Origin of the sequence: Streptomyces sp. NPDC013187 (assembly GCF_042899705.1) — a bacterium.
GTDB lineage: Bacteria > Actinomycetota > Actinomycetes > Streptomycetales > Streptomycetaceae > Streptomyces > Streptomyces hawaiiensis_A.
In genome coordinates this window covers 1-6,110 of record NZ_JBIBAF010000039.1, presented here as the reverse complement: position 1 = coordinate 6,110, position 6,110 = coordinate 1, and the positions used below count along the sequence as shown (strand labels likewise).

Sequence of the window (6,110 nt, the reverse complement as noted above, 5' to 3'; positions counted from 1 at the left end):
AGGGCGTCGACGTCACCTGGCCGGCACTGTTCGAGGGCACCGGCGCCCGCACCATCGACCTGCCCACCTACCCCTTCCAACGCCAGCACTACTGGTACAACGACCCTGCTCGCCGCAAGGGAGACGTGTCCTCCTTCGGTATGGCAGAGGCCGGTCACTCGTTGCTCGACGCCGGTACGGAACTCCCGGAAGGAGGCGAGCACCTCTACACCGCCCGGCTCACCGCCGACTCGCATCCCTGGCTGCTGGAACACACTCTGCTGGGTACGCCGTTGCTGCCAGGTGCGGCCTTCGTCGACCTCGTCCTGTGGGCCGGCGGAGAGCTGGGATGTGAGCTGGTCGAAGAGCTGACGCTGACCTCGCCCCTGCTGTTGTCCGACAGCGCTGCCGTCCAACTGCGGCTGGTCGTGGGTGCGACGGACGCCGAGGGGCGTCGTACGATCACCATCCACTCGCGCCCGGACGCGCACCCGGGCACCACGCGCACACCTGCGGCATCGCACGAGACGGACTCGGAGGCGGAGACCCGCAGGGACGCGGCCGACTGGACGAAGCACGCCCAGGCGACGGTCGCCCCCGCCCCTGCCGCCCCGGCTTCCGGCGTGGGCGCGGACGGGAACCTCGGTTCCCCCGCGGCGGAATGGAGCATGGCCGCGACGGAGTCGGACACCTTCCTGGCCGAGGACTTCTACGCGTCCTTCGCCGCACGCGGTTACGGCTACGGCCCGCTGTTCCAGGGTGTACGGTCGGTCCGTCAGGACGGGAGCGACGTCTACGCCGAAGTCGCGCTGGACCAGGGTGCCTTGCCGCCCGGCGAGCGATTCGGCCTGCACCCCGCGCTCCTCGACGCGGCGTTCCAGACGATGCGTCTGGGATCGTTCTTCCCCGACGACGGACAGACGCGCGTGCCGTACACCTTCCGTGGGATACGCCTGTACGCCCCTGGAGCCGAGCGCCTGCGGGTCCGTGTCTCGCCGGTCGGGGACGATGCCGTAGGCGTGGAGTGCGCCGATGAGCAGGGGCGGCTCGTCTGCGAGATCGACGCCCTCGTCGTGAGCCCGGTCTCCCCGGACCAGTTGCGGCCTGCCGGACAGGACGCGACCCAGGACATGCTGCACCGGGTCGAGTGGCCCGTACTGCCCTCGCCGGCCGGCAGCACCACGCCTACGACCGCCTTCCGCTGGATCGTGGTCGGGGACGGGGACGACGGCCTCGGGCTCGCGGAAGTGTTGTCCGGCACCGGCATACGGACCGAGCGTCACCGGAACCTGGCGGACGCGCTGACGGCCATGCGGACCCCGGCGGACATGGCAGGGTCCCCTGCTGCCACCGACACGACCTCCCTCATAGCCGTCCCCGTCCCGCAGTCGCCCACCATGGACGCCGTCGCGGTGCGTCACGCCGTCCACCGGGCCCTGGAGCTGGTACAGGGCTGGCTGTCCGCGCACGAAACGGCAGGAGAGGGCGGGGGTGCGGGAGCGGACGGGCGCTTGGTGCTGCTCACGAGCGGCGCGGTGTCCACGGGTGACGCGGACCCGTTGCGGGACCCGGTGGCTTCGGCCGTCTGGGGTCTGCTCAGGTCTGCGCAGTCGGAGCAGCCGGACCGCTTCGTACTCGTGGACCTCGACGAGGGTGCCGTGGACGGGGCGGCCCTGTCAGCCGCGATCGCGTCCGGCGAACCGCAACTCGCGCTGCGCGACGGGAACGTGCACGTGCCCAGGCTGGCGCCCCTGTCCGCGCGGGACTCGCAGATGCTGCTGCCGCCCTCCGGCACTCGGGCCTGGCATCTGGTCGGCGCCAGTACCGGGACACTTTCGGACCTCGCGCTCGTGCCGGCGCAGGCCGACACCGTTCCGCTCGCACCGGGGCAGGTGCGGATCGCGGTGCGAGCGGCCGGCCTCAACTTCCGGGACACGCTCATCGCGCTCGGCATGTATCCGGGGGCGGGCGTGATGGGCGCCGAGGGCGCCGGCGTGATCACCGAGGTCGGCTCGGACGTGGCGGGCCTCGCCGTCGGGGACCGGGTACTGGGCATGTGGACCGACGGGTTTGGTCCGTACGCCGTGGCCGACCACCGCATGGTGGCCCCGATGCCGCGTGACTGGTCCTACGCGGAGGCCGCCTCGGTACCCGCTGTCTTCCTCAGCGCCTACTACGGGCTCAAGCACCTGGCCGGTCTGCGTGCCGGCCAGTCGGTGCTGGTGCATGCGGCGGCGGGTGGCGTGGGCATGGCTGCGGTCCAACTGGCCCGGCATTTCGGGGCCGAGGTCTTTGGCACGGCCAGCCCGGCCAAGTGGGACATGCTGCGGGCACAGGGCCTGGACGACCGGCACATCGCCAGTTCGCGGACGCTGGACTTCGCGGCCCGGTTCCTCGACGCGACCGGCGGGCGCGGCGTGGACGTCGTCCTGAACTCGCTCGCGGGCGACTTCGTCGACGCCTCCCTGCGTCTGCTGCCGCGCGGAGGGCAGTTCGTGGAACTGGGCAAGGCGGATGTACGCGATGCCGCGCAGGTGGCCGCCGACAGTCCGGGAACCGGCTACCGGGCCTTCGAGCTGATGGAGGCCGGACCGGAGCTGATCGGCCGCATGCTCACCGACCTGCTGGAACTGTTCGAGTCCGGGGCGCTGCGCCTGCTGCCCGTCACACCGTACGACGTCCGGCGGGCACCCGATGCCTTCCGTACGCTCAGCCAGGCCGGACACGTCGGCAAACTGGTACTGACGATGCCGCCGGCCTTCGATCCGCACGGCACGGTACTGATCACCGGCGGGACCGGAAACCTGGGCGGAACGCTCGCCCGGCATCTCGTGACCGAACACGGAGTGCGCCACCTGCTCCTGGCCGGGCGGCGGGGAGCCGAGGCCGAGGGCGCCGCTGAACTCGTGCGGGAACTGAACGACCTGGGCGCCTCCGTGACCGTCGCCGCCTGCGATGTCGCCGACCGTGCGGCGCTCCGGAATCTCCTCGGCAGCGTACCGCCGGAGCGTCGGCTCACCGGCGTCGTCCACGCGGCGGGCGTACTCGACGACGGCGTTGTCACCTCACTGACCCCGGACAGGATCGACGGCGTCCTGCGACCCAAGGTGGATGCCGCACTCAACCTCCACGAAGCCGCCCTCGATCCCGAGCTCGGCCTCGACCTGTCGGTGTTCGTCCTGTTCTCCTCCGTCGCGGCCCTGCTCGGCGGCGCGGGCCAGGGCAGCTACGCCGCCGCCAACGGCTTCCTGGACGGACTCGCCCAGTACCGGCGTGGCCGCTCACTGCCCGCGCTCTCGCTCGGCTGGGGTCTGGCCGGGAACGGACGGATGACGTCCCACCTGGATACCCAAGCTCTGCTCCGGCGCATGGCCAGGAGTGGTGTCCTGCCGCTGTCCCCGGCGGAGAGCACGGCACTGTTCGACGCGGCCCAGGGCTTCGACGAGGCGCTCCAGGTGCCGGTGCGCTTCCACACCGCCGCCCTGAGCACCGACGGGAACGTCCCGCCGATCTTCCGCGGACTGATCCAGGGCGGGGCGGGGAATGCCGCGGCCCGCCGCGGGAACGCCGGGCCGTCGTCCCCGGGTGCTCCCGTCGGAGGCGACCCGGCGAACCTCGCCGACCGGCTGTCCGGACTGACCGAGGACGAACAGCGGGCGCTGCTCCTCGACACCGTACGCACGCACGCGGCCCTCGTCCTCGGCCACACCGGCGCGGACGCCATTCAGGCCGACCGGGCGTTCAAGGACCTGGGCTTCGACTCGCTGACGGCCGTCGAGATGCGCAACCGGCTCGCCGCCGCCACGGGGCTGCACCTCGCGGCGACGCTGGTCTTCGACCACCCCGCTCCGGCGGACCTCGCCGAACACCTCCGCTCGCGGCTGGTTCCCGAGGAGTCGAACGTACCGCCGCTCCTCGCCGAGCTCGACCGACTCGAAGCAGCGTTCAAGGAGCTGACCGCCGCCGACCTTGGCTCGGTCGCCCCCGACGACATCGCCCGCGACGAGATCGCCGTACGTCTCGCCGCCCTTGGTTCTCTGTGGGACGGACTCCACGGCAGTGGCAGGACGCAGGAGCACGGCGACTCGATCGTCGAAGACATCGACTCCGCAGACGACGACGAGATCTTCGCCTTCCTCGACGAGAGCCTCGGCGACTCCTGACCGCAGGCACCACCGTACGGACCGACGACTCAGCTGGCTGGTGATGAGAAATGGCGACCGAACACGAGCAGAAGCTCCGCGACTACCTCAAGCGGGCCACCACCGAACTCCACAAGGCCACGGAACGGCTGAAGGAGCTGGAACACCGCGCTCACGAGCCGATTGCCATCGTGGGGATGGGATGCCGGTTCCCGGGCGGGGCGTCTTCGCCGGAGGAGTTGTGGGATCTGGTGGCGGCGGAGGTGGACGCGGTCTCTCCCTTCCCGGTGGACCGGGGGTGGGACGTGGCGGGCCTGTACGACCCGGATCCGGACGCGGCGGGGCGTGCCTACGTCCGGGAGGGCGGCTTCCTGCATGACGCGGGGGAGTTCGATGCGGGGTTCTTCGGTATTTCGCCGCGTGAGGCGTTGGCGATGGATCCGCAGCAGCGGTTGTTGCTGGAGACGTCGTGGGAGGCGTTGGAGCGGGCGGGTATCGACCCGCACTCGCTGCGTGGCACGCGGACGGGTGTCTACATGGGTGCCTGGAACGGCGGGTACGCCGACGGGATTCCCCAGCCCTCGGCCGAACTGGAGGCTCAGCTGCTCACCGGCGGCGTAGTGAGCTTCACCTCCGGCCGCGTTTCCTACCTCCTGGGTCTGGAGGGGCCGGCGGTGACGGTGGACACGGCGTGTTCGTCGTCGCTGGTGGCGTTGCATCTGGCGGTGCGGGCGCTGCGCAGCGGCGAGTGCGACCTCGCCCTCGCGGGCGGTGCGACCGTGATGTCGACGCCCGATGTGTTCGTGCGCTTCTCACGGCAGCGCGGAGTGGCCGCCGACGGCCGCTGCAAGGCGTTCTCCGCCTCGGCCGACGGCTTCGGGCCGGCTGAGGGTGCGGGCGTGCTCCTCGTCGAGCGGTTGTCGGATGCGGTGCGTCATGGGCGTCGGGTGCTGGCGGTGGTGCGTGGCTCGGCGGTCAACCAGGACGGTGCGAGCAACGGATTGACAGCACCGAGTGGGCGGGCCCAGTCGCGCCTGATTCGCCGCGCGTTGGCGGATGCGCGGTTGGGTGTGGGTGATGTGGATGTGGTGGAGGCGCATGGGACGGGGACGCGTCTGGGTGATCCGATCGAGGCGCAGGCGTTGCTGGCGACGTATGGGCAGCGGGATGCGGGGCGTCCTTTGTGGCTTGGTTCGCTGAAGTCGAATGTGGGTCATACGCAGGCCGCTGCGGGTGTGGCTGGTGTGATCAAGATGGTCATGGCGATGCGGCACGGAGTCCTGCCGAAGACGCTGCATGTGGATGCGCCGACGGCGGAGGTGGACTGGTCGGCGGGGGCGGTGTCCCTGCTGACGGAGCGGGAGGCGTGGCCGCGGGGCGAGCGTGCGCGGCGAGCTGGTGTCTCCTCGTTCGGTGTGAGCGGGACGAACGCGCATGTGGTGTTGGAGGAGGCGCCGGTCTCGGAGGACGGGGAGCCGGGTGCTGTGGGACTCCTTCCGGTGGTGCCGGTGGTGGTGTCGGGTCGTTCTGTGGGTGTGGTGCGTGAGTTGGCGGGCCGGGTTGGGGGTGTGGCGGGGTCTGGGCGGTTGGTGGATGTGGGGTTGTCGTCGGTGGTGTCGCGGTCGGTGTTCGAGCACCGGGCCGTGGTCCTGGCCGAGGACTCCGCGGACCTGAACGCCGGTCTGGATGCGCTGGCCGGTGACGGCGTGTCCCCTCTGGTGGTGTCGGGTGTGGTGTCGGTCGAGGGTGGCCGGTCGGTGTTTGTGTTTCCGGGTCAGGGGACGCAGTGGGTGGGGATGGCGGTCCGGTTGTGGGCTGAGTCGGCTGTGTTCGCGCAGTCGATGGCGCGGTGTGAGGCGGCGTTCGCGGGGTTGGTGGACTGGCGGTTGTCGCAGGTGCTGGGTGATGAGGCTGCGCTGGAGCGGGTGGATGTGGTGCAGCCGGTTTCGTTTGCGGTGATGGTGTCGCTGGCGGAGTTGTGGCGGTCGT

2 protein-coding genes are annotated in these 6,110 nt (G+C 71.0%); both read left to right on the top strand.

What is annotated here, in order from left to right; all coding sequences use genetic code 11:
* A partial coding sequence (locus ACFY5B_RS39335; RefSeq protein ID WP_389980033.1) for an SDR family NAD(P)-dependent oxidoreductase occupies positions 1–4,142 on the top strand: 4,142 nt, incomplete at its 5' end.
* Positions 4,143–4,192: 50 nt separating this feature from the next.
* The coding region (locus ACFY5B_RS39330) for a type I polyketide synthase (protein ID WP_389980030.1) at positions 4,193–6,110 on the top strand (1,918 nt) is incomplete at its 3' end.